The 22246-nt window shown below is 42.1% G+C and carries 19 protein-coding genes; 9 read left to right on the top strand and 10 right to left on the bottom strand.

Annotated elements, in window-relative coordinates; genetic code table 11:
* Nucleotides 1-9: 9 nt before the first annotated feature.
* From FAZ19_RS04475 to FAZ19_RS04490, 4 genes are all read left to right on the top strand, one after another.
* Entirely contained in the window at nt 10-3138 is a 3129-nt protein-coding gene (locus FAZ19_RS04475; protein ID WP_136819381.1) for a SusC/RagA family TonB-linked outer membrane protein, read from the top strand.
* 23 nt (nt 3139-3161) lie between these two features.
* Nucleotides 3162-5210, top strand: coding sequence for a RagB/SusD family nutrient uptake outer membrane protein (locus tag FAZ19_RS04480; protein ID WP_136819382.1), 2049 nt, complete (start codon nt 3162-3164; stop codon nt 5208-5210).
* An 81-nt stretch (nt 5211-5291) separates the two neighbouring features.
* The gene (locus tag FAZ19_RS04485) at nt 5292-6188 is read left to right on the top strand and encodes a BT_3044 domain-containing protein (RefSeq protein ID WP_136819383.1); all 897 of its coding nucleotides are present in this window, start codon (nt 5292-5294) and stop codon (nt 6186-6188) included.
* Between the two features lie 30 nt (nt 6189-6218).
* A complete protein-coding gene (locus FAZ19_RS04490; protein WP_136819384.1) occupies nt 6219-7481 on the top strand; it encodes a BACON domain-containing protein in 1263 nt (420 codons plus the stop codon).
* Nucleotides 7482-7531: 50 nt separating this feature from the next.
* Here FAZ19_RS04490 and FAZ19_RS04495 read toward each other — a convergent pair whose 3' ends face one another.
* Both FAZ19_RS04495 and FAZ19_RS04500 read right to left on the bottom strand, forming a co-directional pair.
* The gene (locus tag FAZ19_RS04495) at nt 7532-8158 is read right to left on the bottom strand and encodes an FKBP-type peptidyl-prolyl cis-trans isomerase (RefSeq protein WP_169305565.1); all 627 of its coding nucleotides are present in this window, start codon (nt 8156-8158) and stop codon (nt 7532-7534) included.
* A 165-nt stretch (nt 8159-8323) separates the two neighbouring features.
* Nucleotides 8324-8974: an FKBP-type peptidyl-prolyl cis-trans isomerase gene (locus tag FAZ19_RS04500; protein ID WP_136819386.1), complete on the bottom strand. Its 651-nt coding sequence runs from the start codon at nt 8972-8974 to the stop codon at nt 8324-8326.
* Between the two features lie 325 nt (nt 8975-9299).
* Between FAZ19_RS04500 and FAZ19_RS04505 the strand changes: the two genes are divergently transcribed.
* Nucleotides 9300-9728 (top strand): CBS domain-containing protein, encoded by a 429-nt coding sequence (locus tag FAZ19_RS04505; protein ID WP_136819387.1) that lies wholly within the window; start codon nt 9300-9302, stop codon nt 9726-9728.
* 95 nt (nt 9729-9823) lie between these two features.
* Here the strand turns inward: FAZ19_RS04505 and FAZ19_RS04510 are convergent, their stop codons facing one another.
* The 4 genes from FAZ19_RS04510 to panD form a co-directional block, all read right to left on the bottom strand.
* On the bottom strand, nt 9824-10318 hold the full coding sequence (locus FAZ19_RS04510; protein WP_136819388.1) for a thioredoxin family protein: 495 nt from the start codon (nt 10316-10318) through the stop codon (nt 9824-9826).
* Between the two features lie 11 nt (nt 10319-10329).
* Entirely contained in the window at nt 10330-12561 is a 2232-nt protein-coding gene (locus FAZ19_RS24205; RefSeq protein WP_211245427.1) for a TonB-dependent receptor, read from the bottom strand.
* A 249-nt stretch (nt 12562-12810) separates the two neighbouring features.
* Nucleotides 12811-13179 (bottom strand): hypothetical protein, encoded by a 369-nt coding sequence (locus FAZ19_RS04520; RefSeq protein ID WP_136819389.1) that lies wholly within the window; start codon nt 13177-13179, stop codon nt 12811-12813.
* A 48-nt stretch (nt 13180-13227) separates the two neighbouring features.
* Complete coding sequence (panD, locus tag FAZ19_RS04525; protein WP_136819390.1) at nt 13228-13578, bottom strand: aspartate 1-decarboxylase; 351 nt, start codon at nt 13576-13578, stop codon at nt 13228-13230.
* 335 nt (nt 13579-13913) lie between these two features.
* On the opposite strand from panD, the gene FAZ19_RS04530 reads away from it, so the two are divergent.
* Complete coding sequence (locus FAZ19_RS04530) at nt 13914-14126, top strand: hypothetical protein (protein ID WP_136819391.1); 213 nt, start codon at nt 13914-13916, stop codon at nt 14124-14126.
* A 106-nt stretch (nt 14127-14232) separates the two neighbouring features.
* On the opposite strand, the gene panC is transcribed toward FAZ19_RS04530, so the two are convergent.
* The gene (panC, locus tag FAZ19_RS04535) at nt 14233-15081 is read right to left on the bottom strand and encodes a pantoate--beta-alanine ligase (RefSeq protein ID WP_136819392.1); all 849 of its coding nucleotides are present in this window, start codon (nt 15079-15081) and stop codon (nt 14233-14235) included.
* A gap of 149 nt (nt 15082-15230) precedes the next feature.
* On the opposite strand from panC, the gene FAZ19_RS04540 reads away from it, so the two are divergent.
* Nucleotides 15231-16055, top strand: coding sequence for a glycogen/starch synthase (locus FAZ19_RS04540; RefSeq protein ID WP_136819393.1), 825 nt, complete (start codon nt 15231-15233; stop codon nt 16053-16055).
* A 78-nt stretch (nt 16056-16133) separates the two neighbouring features.
* On the opposite strand, the gene FAZ19_RS04545 is transcribed toward FAZ19_RS04540, so the two are convergent.
* Together FAZ19_RS04545 and FAZ19_RS04550 are read right to left on the bottom strand one after the other, a co-directional pair.
* Nucleotides 16134-16457, bottom strand: a complete 324-nt coding sequence (locus FAZ19_RS04545) for a DUF493 domain-containing protein (RefSeq protein ID WP_136819394.1) — start codon at nt 16455-16457, stop codon at nt 16134-16136.
* A gap of 85 nt (nt 16458-16542) precedes the next feature.
* Nucleotides 16543-18804, bottom strand: coding sequence for a GH92 family glycosyl hydrolase (locus tag FAZ19_RS04550; protein WP_136819395.1), 2262 nt, complete (start codon nt 18802-18804; stop codon nt 16543-16545).
* A gap of 242 nt (nt 18805-19046) precedes the next feature.
* On the opposite strand from FAZ19_RS04550, the gene FAZ19_RS04555 reads away from it, so the two are divergent.
* Nucleotides 19047-20036 (top strand): LacI family DNA-binding transcriptional regulator, encoded by a 990-nt coding sequence (locus tag FAZ19_RS04555; RefSeq protein WP_136819396.1) that lies wholly within the window; start codon nt 19047-19049, stop codon nt 20034-20036.
* A 14-nt stretch (nt 20037-20050) separates the two neighbouring features.
* Here FAZ19_RS04555 and FAZ19_RS04560 read toward each other — a convergent pair whose 3' ends face one another.
* Nucleotides 20051-20464 (bottom strand): methionine-R-sulfoxide reductase, encoded by a 414-nt coding sequence (locus FAZ19_RS04560; RefSeq protein ID WP_229707252.1) that lies wholly within the window; start codon nt 20462-20464, stop codon nt 20051-20053.
* 473 nt (nt 20465-20937) lie between these two features.
* On the opposite strand from FAZ19_RS04560, the gene FAZ19_RS04565 reads away from it, so the two are divergent.
* Entirely contained in the window at nt 20938-22218 is a 1281-nt protein-coding gene (locus FAZ19_RS04565; RefSeq protein WP_136819398.1) for a cytochrome c3 family protein, read from the top strand.
* Nucleotides 22219-22246 lie beyond the last annotated feature (28 nt).

The raw sequence follows: 22246 nt of genomic DNA on the forward strand, positions 1-22246 counted from the left end.
ATAAATACTATGAGGATCATTCATATTTTGTGCTTACTGCCGTTTTGCTTTTGGCTTACGACGACATTTGCACAGCAAACACAAGAATTAACAATCGTAGGTACCGTATTAGATGAAAGCGGAGAGCCAATGGCCAACGTATCTATTTACGTCAGGGACAAGGCCAGTATCGGTACATCGTCGGATGAAAAAGGAAAATTTAGCGTTAAAGCGAGTTATGGCGATAAAATCGTGTTCACTTCCGTGGGATATGAGCCCGTAGAGCACCTAGCGGTCGAATCGACAAACAATCTCATCATCAGGCTCAACGAAGCTGCAGCGGCTATCGATGAGGTTGTTGTGGTCGGTCTTGGTGCCCAACAGCGGAAAATAAGTTCGGTAGGCGCCATCACGACGGTGGATACCAAAGACCTGCAGTCACCAGCTCCCTCGATGGCAAACCTGCTCGGCGGACGGGCAGCCGGCGTGATATCCATGCAGGCCAGCGGTGAACCAGGACAAAATATCGCAGATTTCTGGATACGTGGTATAGGTACCTTTGGTGCCAATGCCAGTGCACTGGTCCTTATCGACGGACTGGAAGGTGACTTAAATACCATCGATCCGGCGGACGTTGAGAGCTTCTCCATCCTGAAGGATGCGTCGGCCACGGCCGTCTATGGCGTGCGCGGTGCCAACGGCGTAGTGTTGGTCACGACCAAGAGAGGTGTCGTGGATCGGATACAGATTACAGGGCGTGTGAATTCAACTCTTTCACACCTCAGTCGCCTGCCCAAGTATTTAGGTGCATACGATTATGCCCAGCTGGCTAATGAGGCTGCTTTTGCACGCAGCGAATCGCCGGTCTATACCGATACCGAATTAGGGATCATTCAATATGGCTTGGATCCGGACATGTATCCAGATGTCAGTTGGCAGGACGAAATCCTCAACAAAAACTTTTGGCGTCAAAGCTATTATGCCAGCGGACGCGGAGGATCTGAGGTCGCACGCTATTTCCTGAGTTTAGGCGGTAACAGCGAAACAGCCGCTTATAAAGTAGATAAGGGCAGTCCATACAGTTCAAATGTAGGATTTAATGCTTATACCTATCGGATTAACCTGGATATTAATCTAACCAAAACCACAAAAGTGTACTTAGGATCGGATGGATACTTATCCAAATTGGATATGCCAGGTATGGGCAATACAGACTATATATGGGATGCACAATCAGCGCTTACACCCCTGGCTATTCCTACACAATACTCCAATGGTATGCTACCGGCAATGGGAAGTAACGGGCTGTCATCGCCTTACGTCTTAATTAACCGTACCGGAAAGGCCAGTGAGCAGTGGTACAAGGGTAAAACAACGCTCTCGCTCGATCAAGATCTTTCCAGTGTGCTCGATGGTCTCAAGTTCCGGGTACAGGGCGCTTACGATATTCACAGTAGATTCACAGAACGCAGATGGGTACAGCCAGCCCTATATCAGGCCACGGGCCGGAATTATGACGGCTCACTTGTTACGGAGGAAATGGTACAGGAAAGCGCTGCAGCCTATGGTAAAGATACACGGCAGTACCGCAAGTACCATTTGGAATCCACGCTTAACTATGACCAACAATTCGGTGATGACCACCGCACATCAGCGTTGATCTATTACTACGTCAGCGATGCCAAAAGCACGGAGAAAGCCACAAATAACCTGACGGCTATCCCTGTGCGTTATCAAGGGGTGTCCAGCAGACTGACTTATGGTTTCCGTGATACCTATCTGTTGGATGTCAACTTCGGGTATACGGGTTCCGAAAACTTCCAGCCGGGCAGGCAATATGGATTCTTTCCATCTATTGCACTGGGCTGGGTGCCTACGAGCTACAGCTTTATACAGGAGAAGGCTCCCTGGCTCAACTATTTTAAGATCCGGGCCTCCTATGGGACTGTGGGTAACGACCGTATCATTGATGATATTCGTTTTCCTTACCTGACGAAAGCCAATCAAGGTTTCGGTACCATATGGGGAGTTGGCGGGATAGAAACTATTAACGAAACCCGTATCGGAGCGGATAACCTCGCCTGGGAAAGGGCTATCAAGTCTAATCTAGGGATCGAGGGCAAGCTTTTCAACAACAAGATTGACTTCGTCATTGATTTCTTTAAAGATCAGCGAAACGGAATATTCCAGCAACGCGTACAAGTTCCCGAATATGTGGGCGTGGTGAACAATCCATGGGCAAATGTGGGACGGATGAAAAGCACGGGTGCCGACGGAAACATCAGCTACAACACGCAGGTGTCTCAGGATTTTGGCTTTACCGTGCGCGGTAATTTTACCTACTCTAAAAATGTTGTGCAAAACTGGGAACAGGCATATATGGAGTATCCATATTTGGAACAGAACGGTTTCCCATATAATTCCGTCCGTGGCTACCAGTCTCTGGGACTGTTTAAGGATGAGGATGACGTGAAATATAGTCCGAAACAGAGCTTTGGAGCGGTGTTGCCGGGTGATATCAAATACAAAGACGTCAATGGAGATGGTGTAATCAATACGTTAGACAAGGTGCCTTTGACGCATAGCGATTATCCGTTGCTCATGTTCGGTTTTGGTGGCGAGTTCCGTTATAAAAACCTGTCCTTGGGCGTCCTGTTCAAAGGAACCGGAAGAACACCTTTCTACTATGTAGGCATGCCTAAAACGTATAAGGGAGTCACAGAGATCAACGGTAAGGGTTATATGCCATTCTACAACGGTACGGAGGGCAATGTAATCGAGTCGGTTAACGATCCCAAAAACCGGTGGATTCCTCGGGAATATGCGCTGGAACATGGTATAGACGTTTCTCTGGCGGAAAATCCGAATGCCCGGTTTCCACGTCTTCAGTACGGTAAGAATAACAACAACACCCAGTTGTCCTCTTTTTGGCTGGATGATGCCCGCTACATTCGATTGCAAGAGATCACATTGAGTTACCGAGTAAGTCCAGCATTTTTGAAGAGGGCGGGTGTAAGTTCCATGGATCTTCAATTTGTAGGAAACAACTTATATATCTGGGACAATGTGAAAATCTTTGACCCCGAGCAGGCTGCATGGAATGGCCGTAAGTATCCGATACCGACGACCTATTCGATGCAAGTATATATCAATCTTTAGAACGACAGATTTAAATTAACGACATGAGAACGTCAATAATCATAAAAAAAATAACGAAGGCAGTGCTTATTATTCAGTTGCTTGTCATGGCGACCTCCTGTAAGGATTACCTGAATATCGACAATTACTTCGACGATGAGTTTAACATCGACTCGGCATTTAGCAATACCCGAAATATGGAAGCTTATATGTGGGGTGCAGCGTCGCTATTCCCTGACGAGGCAAAAACAATTCGAAGCAATTACACCCCTGGACCGATGGCAACTGATGAAGCTTTTAACGGGCTGACCGGAGCGGGAACCACCAATATATATTATGGGATGGATTTTGCTACCGGAAACATTACACCGGATAAATTTGGAGGGCTTAATCAATGGAACAACTATTACAAAATTATCCGTAAATGCAATCTGGTGCTGCAAAATCTGGAGCGGCCGGGCGACATGACAATTGTCGATAGGCAACGGATCGAGGGGTACACCCGTTTCATTAGAGCTTATGCATACTACAATATTTTGGTGGATTATGGTCCTCCGATATTGGTAGGCGATGAAGTGCTCAACACGAACGAAACCATGGAATACTACGATCGTCCGCGGTCGACTTACGATGAAGCGATGGAATATACCTGCGGAGAGTTAGAGAAGGCAGGCCAACTGATGCCGCCCGATGTTGGGCTACTTAATTTCGGACGTCCTTCCAAAGGAGCGGCATGGGCACTGATCGCACGTTTGCGATTGATACATGCCAGTCCATTGTACAATGGTGGTGAAGCAGGCCGTTCATTCTTCGGCAGTTGGACGCGCAAGACCGACGGCGTGCACTATGTATCACAGCAATATGACGAAGCGCGCTGGGCGGTAGCCGCGGCCGCTGCCAAACGTGTCATGGATATGGGATTGTATAAGCTTTATACTGTGCCTGCTGACGACTTGACCCCTATGTTGCCGGCAGGGGTTGTGTCCGATCCCGAATATTATAATAGCTATCCAAATGGCGCAAATGGTATCGATGCATTCAGATCCTACTCAGATATATTTACCGGTGAATCTGTAGCTGCCATCAACCCGGAAATTATCTGGGGGAAAAGTGCGCAGTATATCAATACCGACCTCAATCAAGGAGCGCTTCCGCCAACGCTCGGTGGTTGGGGACGCTTCTGCGTGACACAGAAAGTCGTTGATGCCTACCTGATGACGGATGGACGTACCATACAGGAAGCTCGTGGCGACACCTATTTTGAACAAGTCAGTGATCTGCCTGCAGGTGGTACATTTAATGACCTTTTTACAGAACAGTCGAGGAGCTTCTCGGGGTACCCGCTTAATGCCGGTGTATTCAAGATGTATGCTAATCGAGAAATGCGCTTTTACGCATCTGTAGGATTCAATGAAGCCGTGTGGCAGGCATTATCCTCTACCACGCTCTTTAATCACACCGCCAAGTACTATTTTCAGGATCTGGACGGCCGCGGTGGGGTGAGTGCGAGCTCTCCCAACTATCCGATCACGGGATACGTGATCAAGAAATGGATACACCCGTATGATGCAAAAAGTGGTACCGGAGCACGGCAACTTCCAAAGTTCTATGCGATGATTCGGTATGCCGAAATCTTGTTGTCGTACGCCGAGGCACTCAATAACCTGACCGGTAGCCATTCGGTAGAACTGGGAGACAAAACGTATGCCCTAAGCCGCGATGTCGATGCGATCAAAGGCGCTTTCAATGCTGTGCGCTATCGCGCAGGCTTGCCCGGTTTGTCTGCTGGGCAGCTTGCCAGCTCATCGGAAGTACAAAAACAAATCGAACGCGAACGTATGGTCGAGTTCCTATGGGAGAACAGACGTTTCTACGATGTACGTCGCTGGGGCATCTACGAACAAACAGAACGCGAGCCCATCATGGGTATGAATCCGGATGGAGATACACGGGAGGCCTATTACAGACGTGTCGTGCCGGGATCTTCTTCATTCCTTGCGCGGGAAGTCAATAAGCGAGCCAACTGGGTGCCGCTACCACGCGCTGAATTGAGAAGGTTGCCGTCGGTAGACCAAAATCCAGGGTATAATTAGAATAGAACGATAAAAAGGAAGAACATAAACCCGCGGTTTCCTAATTATGGGGAGACATCGGACCACTAAAAAAAATAACGGATGAAACGAAGATATATAGCCATTCTTGCATTCACGACGATGTTTACGTCTTGTGATGATCATGAGATGTTCGAAAAGGAGATGTACAAAAATGAAGTCTCTTTGATTAGTAGCGATGACCACAATGTATTTCAGGAGGTCGTACAAATGACCGGAGGGGAAATCATCGGGTATGTCGCCGCTTCTGTCGGTGGTACACACGCCCCCGAGAAGGATCTGGTGATCGGACTGGAGGAAGATCCGGAACCCTTGAAAGAATACAACTGGTCGAATTTTGATGCAGCGGAAGATCTGTATGCCAAACTTGTGCCTGCAGGTAAATACGAGCTTCTTGATGACAAGATTATAATAAAAGCGGGCGAGCGCACCGGAAGAACCATGATTAAGCTACGCCCGGAAGGTTTATCGCCGGATTCGACCTATTTTATCGGATTAAAGGCTACCGACGTTTCCGGTGTAGAGATCAATCCGACAAAAAATACCGTGCTTTACCAAGTGTCTTTTGAGAACGCTTATGCTTCTCAAATTACCAGTTCAAGGTATACGATGACGGGGATAAAAGACGGAGAGATACCTGTGGCGGCAAATAAGGAATTGTTTCCGCTTACGCACAACAGCGTCAGGATGATAGCGGGTAATGAAACTTTTCAGTCAACTGAAGCTGCCTTTGCAAAAACGGCTATTATACTGGAAGTGGATGAGGACAACAAGGTATCCATCAAACCGTATAAGGATATACAGGTTACGCAGTTGAATAACGATCCGTTGTATCCAAATATGTTTCGGATCGAAGAGGCTTTTGGAAGAAAAACCAACGTGTTTCTGCTGAAATACGAGTACACGATCAGCGGTGTTACAAATGTTATACAAGAACGCGTGGAAATGCAAGTAAGGTAGGGGAGTTACAATAATATTAAAGTCATAACGATGAAAGCAAATTATTATATAGATTTTGGAAAAGCTTCAGGAATACTTATAGGGGTGTTTTTCCTGATGTTTTTTTATTCCTGTAGCAAAGAAAATAATGGAAGTGCTCATTTTGAATTGAAGGATAATCCGAGCAGTCTGACTGCATCTTCCCAAGGGATATCCAAGATCTTTACTGTGCAGTCTTCAGGAACATGGAGAGTGGAAACTTTGCGCAACGAAAAATGGTTAAAGATTGAGCCTAGCGAAGGGAATGGGTCAGGGACATTTACGGTAACTGTCGACAGAAACTCGACCTTGGAGGCACGTCAATCTGTTCTGACGTTTGTTGTGGACGGCAAAATACAAAATAATGTATTGCGGATCGAGCAAGAAGCACGTAGTATAAATAATGGAGATGACGATCCTTATGTCAATCTGGATGGCTTGTCAAGTTTAGAAGCTCCCGAAGAAGGGCTCTATGGGCGATATGTCGTCCGGTCGACAGGAGATTGGAAAGTAGAAATACTTGAAGGTGCGGATTGGTTGAACATTGAACCAAAGGAAGGTCGTTTTGACACCGGGGTGACCCTGAATGTAGGCGCAAATGCAACACCCGAAGTGCGAAAAGCAACGTTAGTCTTCTACCTGAACGGTGAACAAGCACCCGGCGGTGTATTTGAGATCAATCAGCAAGGAATGGAAGTCGTTCTCTATGAAGATTTCAACTGGCTGGGATATGGGAATGCCGTTTTTTACACGACCACTGGCGAGACAAGAATAGATCTGTGGACCGCTGCTGAAAAAGAAAGGGGATGGACATGGAACAAGCCGTCTGCGGATAATATCCCATCAACGTATGCTCGTCCGGGGTTTGTGAAATTAGGAAAAACAAATTACGGAGCAGATATACTCAGTCCCAAGCTGTCTGCTGTGCAGGGTACACAGAATCTGCAAGTATCCTTTAAAGCTGTACCCTATCAGACTGCCGGAGGCGCACAAGATGTCACGCTCCTCAAAGTGGGTATCACCGGTCCCGGTACAGTCAGTGTAGATGAGTTTAATATCAACAATTGGCCTGATTATTCTGCTGACCCAAACTGTACGGAAATTTGGAAAGCTCCGGAAACGACACGTACTTTCACGATTACAGGTGCTACCTCTGATACCCAAATCTGGTTTTTGGGCGGTGCTTATGATTTGCGTGAAGGTAGTGGCTGGCAGGGTTCGAGAAACGTAAACCGTATATTTCTGGACGACATTCTAGTCGCAGTAAAAAAATAGTAGATATGATAAATAAAGCGGTCTAGTTTAAGAGACCGCTTTTATTGGTGTTAATCGTTACGTTTAGGATCGAAATCTCGCATTTTTAATACCTCAACTTCGAAGTCTAATGGTGAATTAGCGGGGATTTTACCTTGAGTACTGTTCCCATAAGCGTATTGTGAAGGTGTGATAATCCTAAACTTCGCTCCGTTTTGTGCGCCGTTTGTGAAGATAATGCCTAGATCAATATTTTTCTCATCGACGATTAAAGTTTTTGGCGAAAAAGCATAAATCCACGCTGTAATAACGGATGCTTGGCCTGTGTTAAGACTCATATATACAGGAATTGTATCTCCTTTGGTTATATCCTTTGTCTGGTCGAATACTGTCCCATCTGCGACTAACTTACCTTTGTAGTTTATAATTCCTTCTGCAAAAATCCATTTTTGATTCAGTGTATCTTTAATGTCGTACTCGTAACTAGCAGGCTCTCCGGGTTCAATAATCTCATACCATAGGCCGCTGTTTTCATATTGCTGCGCATTAGGGTAATGTTGTTCTACATAGCTCTCAATGATAGGTTTTTCTAATGCTAGCTGTGCTTCCGGGTCGAAAATCTCTTTATCGTCTACACAGGATGTGAAAGTTGCTGCTGTGATAGTAAATGCAAATAGTAGTTTAAATAGGTTTTTCATTTGTATAATAGTTGTTAAACATGACATAAACGTCCGATTTGTTACTTGCGATACCTAATTTTATTAGGTAAATAGTTGGATGTGGGTTAAAGCGAGACGTTTCTGAGATAAGCTAAAAAAAGCGTCAACAAATATTGTTAACGCTTACCCTATACTTTATCTGTTTTACTCGATTTCTAAGACTTCAAACTCGTATACTAAAGGTGAATTAGCAGGGATTTTGTCTTTAGCTGTTGAAGCAAAAGCGAAGTACGAAGGAGTAACCATACGAAATTTGCTGCCCTTTTTTAAACCGTTTTTAGTTAAGCCCTCATAGATAAAGTCTTTCCCGCTATATTTAAGAGAGTAGGGGATAAACGAGATAAACCACGCATTATTATAAACGTTAGGGTTATTAGTATTAAAGCTATATTCAGTACCCTCACTATCTTCTTGTACTACAGTACCATTAAGCAGTGATGCTTTATATTTAAGTTTCCATTTTGGGTAAATTGGTGCTCCTTGTGTACTATTGGGGTTTACTTTATATTCGTAAGTGTCATCCGTCGGTTCACTAAGAACTTCAAACCAAATACCTCGTTTTATACTCTTATTTAGGTAACGATAAGTCAATTTTATGGTGTCTTCTTTAGCATTATCAAAGTGCATGTCCACATAATCTTCAATAACAAGTTTCTGCGCAGAAAAGATAGAGTCAATGATTTGCTCCTCTCTTAAGTAGATCGCATCATAATCCGTGTCATCCTTTTCCATACACGAAGTGAAAGTCGTTGCAACAATCGCAAATGCAAATAGTGGTTTTAATAAATTTTTCATTCGAATAAATTGTTTTTTAGTTCAATGAAGCGCTCATGACGAAAATCATGACGATTTCAAAAATTTTAATGTCTTTTTTAAACGATAGAACGCAGGCTTATTCCGTAGTGCTACAGCAAAAGTAAGAAAAAAGGTTTTATTTTTTATTCCGCTAAAAAAAGTTATCTTTAATGAACTAATTCATATGTATATAATTGTTATTTAATTGCCATATGGAATATCCAAACTATATTCATTCGTATTTGTGCAGCCTGTGCTACATGGATATTTCATATAATGGCCAATTTGTTGATGCCGACCCATCAACAACTAAAAACTAATTTAGATGAAAACCGTAAAACACATTCTCCAGGGTAAATCGTCTGTTATTCACGCTGTAAGCCAAAATACATTGGTTTTGGATGCTTTGCAAATGATGATGGAAAAGAACATCAGTGCATTGTTGATTGTTGAAAATGACGCGTTAGTTGGTATCTTCACCGAGCGTGACTATGCCCGAAAAATTATTTTGCAGGGCAAATCATCCAAAGATACACCTATTCATGTTGTCATGACACATGATCCACGTACCATTACGACTGAAGAAAAAATTGAAAGTTGTATGGAACTGATGACGACCAATCATTTTAGGCATTTGCCTGTCGTGGAAAACGATATTGTTATTGGCATAATTTCTATCGGCGATCTTGTGAAACATATCATCGATGATCAAAGACAGACCATTGACCAACTTCAAAGTTATATCAGCAGTTAGAAAAGTTTATAGCTAAAATGTTCTCTAGGTAATGGTAAGAATCCCAAAATAAAATAGCCCGCAGTATCAGGTTGCGGGCTATTTTGTTAAGACTTTTACAGGGTGCTTTTGTTGATGTTATCGATAGCATGCAGCAGTTCCGTTAACTGTTGGGGATTCAACACACCGCCATGTTGAAACAGCGTCTGATAGTTCTTGTCCAGTAATACCCAAGTTGGAAACGCCAGCGTGCCGGGACCGTTTAACGCCCGAGCAAGTTCGTTCGTGCCGGTGTTTTTGCCGGTAGGCTTGAAAGTATAGTGCTGCCCCTGCAACAAAACGTTGTCTTTACTTTCAGCATTAAACTCTACATAGTAGAATAAGTTTGCTTTTAGCGCGAAATCCTTGTGCTTTTGTATTTGGTTCTTCTGCATCTGGCAATATTGACACCAATCGGTAGATAGCAGAATTAGTATCGGCTTGGCTTGTTGCTCCATCAGACTATCCACCTTAGCAATGTCCACAGGATTTGTCTGCGCTTTACAAAAAGAACTGAAAAGACCAATTATGGCCAGCAATAACGCACAATTTTTACTTAATCCTGCTATCATTATACCTAATATTATCTTAATAAATTATACCGAACGCCTAGGAATCCACGAATACCCTGGTTTGGTCCGTAAACGTAACTGGGGTCAAACGGTAGAAGACTCGGGTCATCAATTTTTTCAAACGGGTCATGGGCACGGGAGATAATAAATGGAATTCCTTTGGTGGGGGTCCAGTTCAGTAAATTCTTTACACCACCAAAAATTTCAAGCCCGTTACGAAAATGCTTCGTGACTTGTATATTCTGAATACTCCATGCATTCGACTCGTCGGGTCTGGGATCGTTTGCACCTAGAATAGGTAAACGCATAGGGCCGATGACATTACCGGTATAGTCAAAACTTAATCCCAGACGATTCCAATTATATCCGATGGTCCAGGTACCCATAAATTTCTCGGTCAGCATCTGCCATTCCCGCTCGCCTTCTTCTTCACTATATACATCCATCACGGTCCCACCGATCATGGCTTTAAAGCCGCTCGAATGTGCCCAGTCCAAATTGACAGAAATACCTTTTGAAACGGCATGCCCATCTAAATTGGAATAGATGATTTTATTGATGTCGGTATCATAGTCGGGGATAATTTTATTGCTAAAGTAGGTGTAAAATACGCTAGCATCGATACCAAATACAGAGCCATTATCCGAGTAAAACTTCTTCACGTAGTTGACGTTTGTATTCCACGAAGTTTCGGGCTTGAGATCGCCTTCGAAAACCACATCGCGTGCACCGGTTAGTGCAGCGTGGTCTTCCGTGAAGACATTGGCTACACGATAACCGTTTCCGGCACCGATCCTAAGGACCTGGGTTTTGTCTTTGGAGTTCCATTTATAATTTACACGTGGTGATAAAATACTCCCGTGAATAGAGTTATAATCGTAACGGGCTCCAAGCAATAATTTGTGTTGCGGATGTAGGGTAATTTCATCTTGGACAAATAGCCCAGGTAGATGTGTGTGCGATACTTCGGTTGTTGCGGGGGTATTATCGTCGTAATAGGTGTAACGATAAGCCAGTCCGGTCAATAGATCATGGTTTTTAAGTTGTTTATGCCAAGTTAATTGGCCAAATACAATTTTCTGGTCTGCTGTATATTGGACGTCGCCATAGACACTATTTTGATCGTGCCCATTTGCGCTTAAAGATAGAGAGAAATCTTCGCTTCCAGGTAAGTCGTAGACGCCCATCACTTCCCAGCGTTTGGTGTAAATGCTTTCGCCATATACTTCATCGCCTCCACGATATCGCTTGTTCCAGTTCATTTCTCCGCCCCAACGGTCTTCGTATATATATCGGCCGGCTAGTGAGAATGTTTTATTGTCTTTGCGCGCGAAATTCCATTTGTTAAAGAGAGAAATCCGATCCTGAAGGGTGACGTCTGTAAAGTTATCTCCATTTTTATCTAAAGGATTCGAATAGTTAAAGTAGTTCACGCCCAACAACGACTGAGCGGATCCCACCGTAAACTTACCTCCTAGATCTAAGTTGTATTCCTGCCAGGTTGTTCCAAATGTTTCTAAGCTTAATAGTGGCGCGTTTTCGGGTGTTTTCGTAATGATGTTTATGAGACCACCCACCGCTTCGCTACCGTATAACGTAGAGGCCGGACCTTTTACTATTTCTACACGTTCAATTAGAGCTTGCGGAATGCCGTTCAATCCATATACAGTTGAAAGGCCGGAGACAATGGGCATGCCATCAATCAGTACCATGGTATATGGCCCTTCCAGACCATTGATATGGATATCGCCGGTATTACACACACTGCAGTTGATCTGCGGGCGCACACCATTTATATTCTGGAGAGATTCGAAAATTGTCGGGGTTGGATTTGCTCTGAAAAATTTGGCAGAATAGACCTCTACCGGAATGGGGCTTTCTAACTTGGAGACCGCCCGCAGCGTGCCGGAGACCACTACCTCATCTAGATTGCGATTGTCCTTTTGTAATATAATGTGGAGTTGTGAGTTTTTTTCGGAATCGCTTATTTTTTGTTTATAGGGCAGATAACCGACTGTACGGATCAGGATAGTGGACTGATTTTGTGGAGAGGTTAGGGAAAATTTACCTTGCTCATCGGAAGAAGCGGCTATGGACGTGCCTTCTATAAGGACAGTGGCATGCTCAATGGGTGTACCTTTTGGGTCTTGGATAGTCCCTTCAATTTTCTGTTGGGCGAAGCCATTTGATAAAACAAATAGCATAAGTACGGTCATGAAATGACCATAATAGTTTGTAGACATATAATATATAATGTGTTCTTGATGAAATACGTTAAAAAAAGATACAGAGTTGTGGTAACGGATGAATAAATATGGTTGTGATCAATTGCCGCGTGGTATCGCCTCGTAATAACGATGGTGTTATACCTCTCACCGTACCTGCGATAGTGTACGCAGTAGACGATCTTTTCTCAAGAGTTGTGATCCATTGCTACCTCGTACGCTCTTACAATGACGATAATATTATTTCTTCCGTTCCTTAAAATTTTGTTACACTTGGCCTTGGGGAGGACCTCTAAGGTAATAAGAATAGAAAACAGAAGCATATTCGTGATAGGAATAGCATGAATAATTTTCGAATTGAAATTCCTGAAAGAAAGGGATCTCGAAGCTGACGAAATCAGAAGAAATAAAGCTTCCTTGAAAAACAATGTTTAGGTATTGAATTTCACCATCTGACTTGTGATGCTTCTTCGGTGACTTATCTGTAAAATCATATGGGTGAATATGCGTGACAATTTCCCCACTGGAAGTTACCTCTTTGTGCATAAATACCACACCACTGATCACAATTATACACATCCATCCTGCTAAGAGGGATGCAGATAATTTGCGGTATGTAGATATTATGCGCAGCATATTCGGATAAAGCAATCGAATTGTATTATTCGATGGTAAAGTTAATCATTATTTCAGTAATCTGTTGTGATCATCTGGAAATACAAGTGTAGGTTGGTGTTTTCTGGCTTCTTCCCGGTTCATAGTGGCATAAGAGATAATGATTACAATGTCTCCCACCTGCACAAGCCGGGCAGCAGCTCCGTTAAGACAAATGGTGCCTGTACCTCTTTCTCCCGGTATTACGTATGTTTCTAAACGGGCGCCGTTATTATTATTTACAATTTGTACCTTCTCATTGGCAATAATATCTGCCGCATCCATCAAGTCTTCATCAATTGTGATGCTTCCCACATAATTCAATTCGGCTTGTGTTACACGAGCACGATGAATTTTTGATTTCATTACTTCAATCATCATGATTGCAAAATTAATCTTTTTATTGTTTATTTAAAGTAAGAAAATGATGGGGTGAAGTCCTGTTATTTGAATAAAATTAAGGAACTTATTTTTTAATCAGTTTTTTGTCCATGGCATTACCTTTCCGCCACTGGCCGTGGCAGGGCTCCAAACTTTTTCTTGAAAAAAAGTTTGACAAAATTCAAGACTTGGTCAATGTTACGCTAAAAGCTTGTGGATTTACTAAACAGCTCCAAGCCGCTTCGCTTTGTGGATATGTTCTTAACGCAAATCCACAAGCTTTCTTAACGCTACATCGACCTAGGTCCTCCTATAAATTCCGCTGAAGTATAAAAGTGCAATATAGTCAATACACTATCCTTACATTCACTAAAGATGTCGCCTTAGTCATTTGCCAATTGCAGGAGGAGGCACTAGCCAATGTGGCAAATGGGTACAGCGACGAGTTTACCTTCGGTGAGCTCCACTTCGTTCCGGTTTTGCTTCTTTTTGAGGTAAAAAGAAGAGCCCCGCCACGGCTCGAGTGGCAAATAGAAAAATACGGATAATAATGCATGCAAATACAATCTAGAATGAGTAAAAGAAATTTGATTAAAAATTAAGTTCATTTCAAATCAACAACAATCCAAACGACAGATTTTTGATGAAGCATACTTATTCATTTAACAACATATTATCAAGGAGTCGTACTCCTTCCACCCAAGCTACAACTAGTGCGACATATTCTTTATCAGCATGAAGCTCGTTAACCTGCTGTAAGGTTCTCGTTTCGCAGATGGCAAAGTATTCGGGCGTTACACCTTTTTCAGAAAGAATGATGTTGCTTCCTGTCTGGGTTAATTCGTCGACCGATACCGATCTAAAATGTGCTTTTACGTGCTGAAGTGCTTTCGAGATGATTAGTGCTTTCTCTTTGCCTTCGGGCGAGAGACGCATATTACGCGAACTGAGTGCGAGGCCTTGTGGATTCCGTATAATAGGACAAACGATGAGTTTTACGGGTAATTGTTTTACATCGATCATTTTCTGTACTACCATCACCTGCTGAAAGTCTTTTTGACCAAAGCATGCAAAATTGGGTTGTACCGCGGTAAACAGCTTGTATACAATCTGTGTTACGCCTTGAAAATGTCCGGGTCGGTGTTCCCCTTCCCAGATCGTTTCGAGGGGACCCAAGTCTAGGTGCCAATTTTCATTAGGATCTGGATACATTTCTTCAACGGACGGTAAAAACAGTACGTCGCAAGAAACCGACTCCAATAACGCAATATCATTTTCCAAGGGTCTAGGATATTTCTCGAGATCTTTGGGATCGTTAAATTGCGTTGGATTGACAAAGATGCTACATATGGTAACATCTGCTGATTGCCTGGCTTGCCGAATAAGGGACAGATGCCCTTCGTGGAGTGCACCCATGGTCGGAACCAAAGCGGTAGTTTTTTGAGTTCCGCGAACACCTTGAAGATAGCGGTGAAGACTGTTTTTTGTGTTGAAAATTTGCACGTCTTTCTAATTGTAAAAATGGGAGCAAAGTTGCATAATAATTTTGTAATTATAAAACGATGATTTTTAATAAATTGTAAAATTCAGATAATTTACGTACCTTTGTGGTACTGATTTTTATATTCTATTAATAAAAAAAGCAATTGGAGATGGCAAAAACGAAAATATTGTTTATTACCCACGAGATGTCGCCTTTCCTTGAAATAAGTAAAATTTCTGAAATTACACGCCAGTTACCGCAAGCCATGCAGGAAAAGGGATTTGAAATCCGTATTCTGATGCCCCGTTTTGGTAATATTAATGAGCGCAGAAATCGTCTTCACGAGGTGATAAGGTTGTCGGGAATGAATATTGTGGTAGACAATAACGATAATCCATTGATTATTAAAGTAGCTTCATTACCAGCAGCACGCATGCAGGTCTATTTTTTGGATAATGAAGAGTATTTCCAACGAAAAAAGGTTTTCCGTGACGAAAGCGGTAAATTTTTTGATGATAATAACGAACGTTCGTTGTTTTTTGGAAAAGGTGTGTTGGAGACCGTGAAGAAGCTGGGATGGTCTCCTGATGTGGTACATTGTCATGGTTGGTTCTCGGCTATGGTGCCTTTGTACTTGAAAAAGGTGTATCATGAAGATCCTACGTTTAAAGATGCGAAGGTGTTTTATTCCCTTTACAAAGAGGATTTTGACGCAGTAGATACGTTAAGTTCAAAATATGGCGAAATGCCTGCGCAGGAAGATGTAGACTTGGTAGATTCGGTGGCTTATGGTTCGGGTAGCTATGTCGATTTGTATAAAGGCGCTTTAACATATACCGATGTAGCCGTAGTAAATGATAGCGACTTGAATACTGAGGTGCTTCAATTTATCGATGAACAAAAAATAAGGGTGTTTACACCAAATGGAGATGATGATTATGAATCATTTTCTACCTTGTACGAAGAATTTGCTCCTGAAGAAGTAGAAGCGTAATAATTTTAAAGGTTAATTAACAATAGAGCCGGCTGTCATTATGACAGCCGGCTCTATTGTTATCCGCGTATTCGTTGTCTACAGCATGATAACATTTTCAATTTTGGCGACGGCTTTGTAATAGGCGACTACCTGGTCTGCTGTATTTACAAAGGTTTCAATAGTGAACGAATTATATTTCCCAGTTTTGGAATCTTTGGTAGAGATTTTTGTGCTGGGGTGCTCAAATAACTGTTCGATTTGAAGCTTTGTATCGGTTGACGCGGGTGCTATAAATTTGAAAACATATAAAGAAGGAAACGTTTCGACGTCGATTAATTTTTGTTTAAAATTTTCGTAAAAATCGACACCGTCATTGTCTCCAGGAATGTCTTGTAATTTTATGTTATTTAAATCAGCCATTTTGTATCTCCTTTTATATATAGGTTAACAATAAATGTACCTTTTTAGTCCTGCTTAAAAAAAGCGACATTTCGTCGCTTTTCGTTTAATTATCCATTGAAGTAGGCCAGCTTGCCCGTCTTTTCCCCAATTTTTTATTCGGTGTACTGGACATCTCAAAAACCAACTCCCCACCCTTAAGCATTTCATCGTGTGTGATGAAAACCTTGTGGTATGGCTTACCATTGAGCGTAATTGATTTAATATAGATATTTGCTGGTGAATTGTTGCGGGCGACTATCGTGAATAGATTATCGTTCGGCATGGTAATCGTAGCTTTATCCAGCGATGGACTACCAAATACATATTCACCACCTACTGGTGAAACGGGGTATAATCCCATCATCGACCATACAGCCCAGGCACTCATTTGTCCTGCATCTTCATTGCCAGCATAGCCATCTGGCCGATCGTGATACATGCTGTCTACGATTTGCCGAATTTTTTCTTGTGTTTTCCAGGCATCGCCAATATAGCTATACATGTAGGCAATATGATGGCTGGGCTCGTTTCCGTGGGCATACTGCCCAATGAATCCGCTGGCATCAGGCGACTGGTTTTCACCGGTCATATAAGAGGGTGCGGCAAAGAGTGCATCGAGCATGTCGCGCAATCCTTTTTTCTTTGGAAACAAATTGGCCAAACCTCGGATATCATGCGGTACAAAAAATGAATGTTGCCAGGCATTTCCTTCAATATATTGACTTTTGTCGAAGTCGTGTTCGGAGTAAAATGGGTCAAACGGCTCGACAAATTTACCGTTCCTGAGTTTGGCCCGCATAAAGCCGGATTGGGGATCAAAAAGGTTTGTGTAATTTTTTGCTCTTTCCGTAAAAATTTGATAATCTTCCTGTTTTCCAAGTTTTTGTGCTACCAGTGAAATGCAGTAATCGTCGAAGGCATACTCTAATGTTTTTGTCACACTGCCTCCGTTTACATCCTGCGGTATATAACCATATTCAATGTATGCGGGGACTTCACGTGTTTTTTGAAAGGCGCTTGCACGCATAGCTTGGTATGCACGTTCAGCATCAACTCCCGGCCAGTTTTTAAGAACAGCGTCTGCTAGCACGGGCACAGCATGGTAGCCCGTCATGGTGTTGGTTTCGAATGTGCTCAAGTCCCACACTGGTAGTAATCCATTCTCATCATAAAAAGATAACATACTATTTAATATATCACTGTATTTTTCGGGCTGCGTAATGGTAAATAGTGGTTTCAATGCGCGGAAGGTATCCCAAAGTGAAAATAGGGTATAGCGTTGAGCGCCGTTTGGCATGCGATGAACTTCTCCTTTGTAATTTTTGTATTCGCCATCTCTGTCCGAATACAGTGTTGGTGATACGGCTGTATGGTATAGCGCAGAATAGAAAACACGTTTTAGCTTTTCATCATTGGTTTCAATTTTTATTTTGGCTAGTTCTCTGTCCCATTTCGCATCGGCTTCAGACCGCACATGATCAAAATTCCAATGTGGTATCTCTTGAAGTGCGGTAAGTGCCTTCGCAGTATTTGTAATCGATAGGGCCACTTTAATGTTTATAGTGGGCGAGGAGTCAAATATTAGCTGCGCATTTGCAGATTTTGTACCTCCCTGCGCACTGTTGTTCGTGATTTCAATAATAGGGTCAAAACTACTTAATTTAGCTCCATTAAAGAGGTAGTCCTTTATGGGCTGTGATGTGCGTAAAGCAAAGTAAATGTGTTGTTTATTCGCCCAGCCAGATGAATAGCGATGTCCAACGAGGGTGCTATCGTTGATCATCTCTAGGCGTGTTGTCACAGGGCTATCCCAATTGTAGGCATGTCCTAGATCTATTCTTACTGTCGGTGCACCTGTGCCGGATGGAAATGTGTATTCATGGAATCCCACGCGCTCCGTACTCGTTAATTTTGTTTTGATGCCGTTGTTAAACGTAACTTCGTAATATCCGGGACTTGCTTTTTCGTGCGCGTGTGAAAATTTTTGACGGGTATCTACTTTTTCTTGAAAAATGGGTGCTAACATCGGCATTACGGCAATATCCAGCCAATCGCCGATACCCGTGCCGCTTAGGTGCATATGGCTGAATCCGGCAATGGAATCGGATGAAATATGATAACCGCTTACCCAATCCCAACCGTTTTTACCATTATCGGGCGACAGCTGTACGAGGGAAAAGGGAACTGTAGCTCCGGGATAGGTATGTCCATGACCACCCGTACCTATAAATGGATCAACATATTGGGTGTATGTCTGGGCGATACCGCTGTAATTAAACAAACTGCATGTAAGCAAGCTAAGAATTATTTTTTTTTGATTAACCATGTGGAAATTACGCTGTAACGAATGTGATTAATTAAATTTTGAAATGATAAAACCTTTTAGCAAAATTAACTAAATTTCTTTTTAGATACAATGCAGTAGTCTATAAAAGTAAATAAGGCGACCCTCTGTTGTTTCTGAAGTTTATGATGAAAAATATAAAAATTTATTTAGCTAAAATTCTTGTTAAATTTTAGTAGATTGTGCCTTGTTAAATTACCGTAGTTTGAAATACACTCTAATTCATGAAAAAAAGATTGTCTATTAGCGATATAGCCAAAAATCTAGGCATATCCGTAACGACTGTTTCATTTATATTAAACGATAAAGCGAAAGAAAAAAGAATAAGCGATGCCTTGACGCATCGTGTATTGGATTATGTAAAAAAGGTGGGATACAAGCCTAATCAGCTGGCTAAAAGCCTGCGTACAGGTAAATCAAAGACCTTGGGATTATTAGTGGAAGATATTTCCAATACTTTTTTTGCGAATATCGCTAAACAAATTGAACAGCGAGCTTATGATCACGGATACCACATTTTGTATTGTAGTATGAATAATGATGTGAATCGGGCGAAGGAGCTTATCCAACTTTTTCATGATAGACAGATTGACGGCTTTATCATTGCACCTACCGAAGGACTTTCGGAAGTAATTCACAATTTGCTTAAAAATAATGTCCCTATCGTATTATTTGATCGTTTTATAGAAGATTTGGATACCAACTATGTCGTGTCGGAGAATAAGCAAGGGGCCTATATGGGTTCCAAATACTTATTGGAAGATCTAAAGGCGACAAAAGTAGGCATGCTTACGATCAATTCCGGTCAAACGCAGATGCGTAGTAGACTGGATGGTTACATGCAGGCTATGGATGAGTCGGGTAGAGACGCCGTCATTAAGAAAATTCAAGTTGATCAACCGGACGACGTAACCATTGATTTGGTACGCGATTTTATTGTAGACAATAAATTAGATGCCGTTTTCTTTGCGACCAATTATATTGCAATTGCTGGTCTCAAGGCAATTAAAAAATACAAGTTAAATATCGATAAGATCGTTTCTTTTGATGATCACGCTATATTTTCACTATTCCAAACTCCGGTTACCTCACTTGCGCAAGATATCAAGAGCATCTCCGATCATATTATCCAGATATTGATTTCGGAAATCAACGGCAAAGGCAAGGAATACCAGCATGTAGTCATCCCTTGTGAGTTGAAAGTAAGAACCTAATTAGAATCTGCTTTTTATTTCTCCTTGGCTGGGACAAATTTCATGGAAAGCGAATTTACACAGTGTCGTGTGTTTTTTGTAGTAAAACCTTCGCCAAGAAATACATGACCTAAATGACCTCCACATTTTTTGCAAAGTATTTCTGTCCTTCTGCCATCTGCATCAGTTATCCGTTGCACGGCACCGGGAATTTCATCGTCAAAACTCGGCCAACCGCAGTGTGATTCAAATTTATCTTCTGAATGATAAAGGGGAGCGTCGCATCGTTTGCACACGTACGTTCCTTTTTCCTTGTTTTCCAACAGGTCGCCAGTAAACGGTCGCTCCGTACCTTTTTGTAGGATTACGTATTCTTCTTCTGCTGTCAGTCTGTTGTATTTGGTAGTATCTTCCATATGTTGTTGTACTGATTGTGAGTTTCCATTCATGCAAGCACTTAGTATAAACCCTACTATTAAATTAAAAATAAGCAATTTCATCTATGTTCTTTATCGTAATGAGGTGAAAGAAATTCGTATATCTGCCTGGCATATAGATAACTTCATTATGCACTGTTTTGTTTGGCCAATTAAAGAATTCCATATTTACTAAATTACGAATAATGAAAGATTATAAAAATGATTTTTTATATATCATAATCGTCCCAACGTCATTTTTTAAAAGTATCCATTTATTTGAAAGATAGCAGGTGTGAAATATTTCGTAACGGGGGCTCTAATGGCTTAAATAGGCGTTTAAACGAATTATTTAGAATGAATTTAAATTGATAATTTGCGTCATTAAATTGTCACTGATTACTTAAATAGTTATACTTTTGTGCATTGTTTTATGGGCGAATTCCACATTGCAATTAAGTTAAGTAATTTTTATATTCATAAATAAATAGTATAAAGTGCTAAATATGAGAAATATCTCATCCGTTTTGGGAAGACTTGCGAAGTCAATATCGATCAGTTTGGTATTGTTATTTGCCGTTACGATGACATCAAATGCGCAAGATGTAAAGGAAGGTGCAGCCCTTTTTAAAGCAAATTGTACAACGTGTCATAAGATTGACAAGAAAGTAACAGGTCCTGCTTTAGCAGGAATGTCCGCGCGCCACTCAGAAGAATGGTTGGTTAGCTGGATCAAAAATTCGAAGGCAATGATCGATGCCGGCGATCCAGCAGCTGTCGCTATCTACGAAGAGTACAATAAGATGGCCATGACGGCTTTCACGCACTTGTCGGATGATCAGATCAAGAGTATTATTGCGTATGTGCAAGATGAGGAAGTTAAATTAGCTGAAAAAGCGGCTAGTCCGGCTGCCGCGGGTGCGGGACAGAGTAGTGGAGCTAATAACTTCATGATCTTTGGTCTGATAGCGATCTTGATTTTAGCGATTGGTGTGGTTGTAGTTTTAAACCGTGTAACGCGAACACTAGAAAAGGTTATTGTTAATAACCAGGCGGCTATTCAAGCTGCGCAGGCAAGCAATGAATCGTTTTCGGAAAGTCGTAATGCAAAATTTGCCAAGGCATTTTTAAAGAACAAAAAACTTGTTGGTTTTGCGGTGTTGATGTTAGTCGCTTTACTTGCGGTGGTAGGTTGGCGCACCATGTGGAATGTGGGTGTACATGAAGGGTATCAACCCGTACAGCCGATCAAATTCTCGCATCAAATTCACGCTGGGGTAAACCAAATTGACTGTCAATATTGTCATGGTGGAGCATACAAGTCTAAGAACGCTTCGATTCCATCAGCGAATGTCTGTATGAACTGTCATAATACCGTGACAGCTTCTGATCACTATGAAGGAGAGCTTTCTCCGGAGATCGCAAAATTATACCGTGCGGTAGATTTTAATCCAGATACACGTGAGTATGGCAGCAATCCAAGACCTATTGAATGGGTAAGAATTCATAATCTTCCAGATTTTGCCTATTTCAATCACTCGCAACACGTTTCAGTAGCTGGTGTAGAATGTCAAACGTGTCACGGCCCGATCGAGACAATGGAAGAGGTATACCAATATTCTCCGTTGACGATGAAATGGTGTGTGGATTGTCATAAGACGACTGAAGTGAACGCCGATAATGCATATTACGATCAATTGATCGAAGCGCACGAAAAATTGAAAAAAGGTGAGAAGATGACTGCAGCCATGATCGGTGGTCTGGAATGTGGAAAATGTCACTATTAATAATTAATTAGGAAAACGCAATCTTATA

The organism is Sphingobacterium alkalisoli (assembly GCF_005049105.1).
Taxonomy (GTDB): domain Bacteria; phylum Bacteroidota; class Bacteroidia; order Sphingobacteriales; family Sphingobacteriaceae; genus Sphingobacterium; species Sphingobacterium alkalisoli.

What these genes read in the sequence shown, in the direction of transcription:
- FAZ19_RS04490 (WP_136819384.1), top strand. Translation starts at nt 6,219, where the DNA reads ATGAAAGCAAATTATTATATAGATTTTGGAAAAGCTTCAGGAATACTT.
- FAZ19_RS04550 (WP_136819395.1), bottom strand. Translation starts at nt 18,804, where the DNA reads ATGGTTAATCAAAAAAAAATAATTCTTAGCTTGCTTACATGCAGTTTG.
- panD (WP_136819390.1), bottom strand. Translation starts at nt 13,578, where the DNA reads ATGATGATTGAAGTAATGAAATCAAAAATTCATCGTGCTCGTGTAACA.
- FAZ19_RS04560 (WP_229707252.1), bottom strand. Translation starts at nt 20,464, where the DNA reads ATGAATGGAAACTCACAATCAGTACAACAACATATGGAAGATACTACC.
- FAZ19_RS04520 (WP_136819389.1), bottom strand. Translation starts at nt 13,179, where the DNA reads ATGCTGCGCATAATATCTACATACCGCAAATTATCTGCATCCCTCTTA.
- FAZ19_RS04555 (WP_136819396.1), top strand. Translation starts at nt 19,047, where the DNA reads ATGAAAAAAAGATTGTCTATTAGCGATATAGCCAAAAATCTAGGCATA.
- FAZ19_RS04480 (WP_136819382.1), top strand. Translation starts at nt 3,162, where the DNA reads ATGAGAACGTCAATAATCATAAAAAAAATAACGAAGGCAGTGCTTATT.
- FAZ19_RS04540 (WP_136819393.1), top strand. Translation starts at nt 15,231, where the DNA reads ATGGCAAAAACGAAAATATTGTTTATTACCCACGAGATGTCGCCTTTC.
- FAZ19_RS04545 (WP_136819394.1), bottom strand. Translation starts at nt 16,457, where the DNA reads ATGGCTGATTTAAATAACATAAAATTACAAGACATTCCTGGAGACAAT.
- FAZ19_RS04485 (WP_136819383.1), top strand. Translation starts at nt 5,292, where the DNA reads ATGAAACGAAGATATATAGCCATTCTTGCATTCACGACGATGTTTACG.
- FAZ19_RS04500 (WP_136819386.1), bottom strand. Translation starts at nt 8,974, where the DNA reads ATGAAAAATTTATTAAAACCACTATTTGCATTTGCGATTGTTGCAACG.
- FAZ19_RS04475 (WP_136819381.1), top strand. Translation starts at nt 10, where the DNA reads ATGAGGATCATTCATATTTTGTGCTTACTGCCGTTTTGCTTTTGGCTT.
- FAZ19_RS04510 (WP_136819388.1), bottom strand. Translation starts at nt 10,318, where the DNA reads ATGATAGCAGGATTAAGTAAAAATTGTGCGTTATTGCTGGCCATAATT.
- FAZ19_RS24205 (WP_211245427.1), bottom strand. Translation starts at nt 12,561, where the DNA reads ATGTCTACAAACTATTATGGTCATTTCATGACCGTACTTATGCTATTT.
- FAZ19_RS04505 (WP_136819387.1), top strand. Translation starts at nt 9,300, where the DNA reads ATGAAAACCGTAAAACACATTCTCCAGGGTAAATCGTCTGTTATTCAC.
- FAZ19_RS04495 (WP_169305565.1), bottom strand. Translation starts at nt 8,158, where the DNA reads ATGAAAAACCTATTTAAACTACTATTTGCATTTACTATCACAGCAGCA.
- FAZ19_RS04565 (WP_136819398.1), top strand. Translation starts at nt 20,938, where the DNA reads ATGAGAAATATCTCATCCGTTTTGGGAAGACTTGCGAAGTCAATATCG.